This is a genomic window from Paractinoplanes toevensis, assembly GCF_018332695.1.
Classification (GTDB): domain Bacteria; phylum Actinomycetota; class Actinomycetes; order Mycobacteriales; family Micromonosporaceae; genus Actinoplanes; species Actinoplanes toevensis.
On sequence record NZ_BOQN01000255.1, the window covers coordinates 1 to 508 of the forward strand.

Sequence of the window (508 nt, forward strand, 5' to 3'; positions counted from 1 at the left end):
CGGTGACCGTGCCGGTGGTGGGTTCGATCAGGTCGGCGATGAGCCGCAGCAGCGTGCTCTTGCCGCACCCCGACGGCCCGATCAGCGAGACGAACTCACCGTCCCCCACGGTCAGGTCGACATCGGACAGGGCGGTCACCTCGTCGGAACGCCCTTGATTGAAGACCTTGGTCACGTTGTCCACGACCACTGCGGACTGAGTCAATGATTCGCTCCCTCGTGCGGCGCTGGGAGGGCGACGTCCGGCCTCCGCTGCGCTCCGGCCGGACGCCGCCGCGCCAACTCGGTCGCTCATAGAGTCACTACCTCCACGTGGCGCCGGTGCCGCATCAGCGGCACTTCCAGCAGGCTGACGACACCCGCGACGAACAGGCCAAGCAGGGCCGCGCCGAGCATCGCGGTGTAGACCTTCGCGGGATCCGAGGTGGCCTCGCGGGAGTATTCGATGATCAGGCGGCCGATGCCGCCGCGGGTGCCGGTGGAGATCTCGCCGACCACCGCACCCACC

1 protein-coding gene and 1 pseudogene are annotated in these 508 nt (G+C 68.7%); both read right to left on the bottom strand.

Features of this window, described 5'->3' with window-relative positions; translation table 11 throughout:
* A partial coding sequence (locus Ato02nite_RS51040) for an ATP-binding cassette domain-containing protein (RefSeq protein ID WP_213013978.1) occupies positions 1 to 205 on the bottom strand: 205 nt, incomplete at its 3' end.
* 86 nt (positions 206 to 291) lie between these two features.
* A pseudogene (locus tag Ato02nite_RS51045) lies at positions 292 to 508 on the bottom strand (ABC transporter permease); the annotation flags it as partial.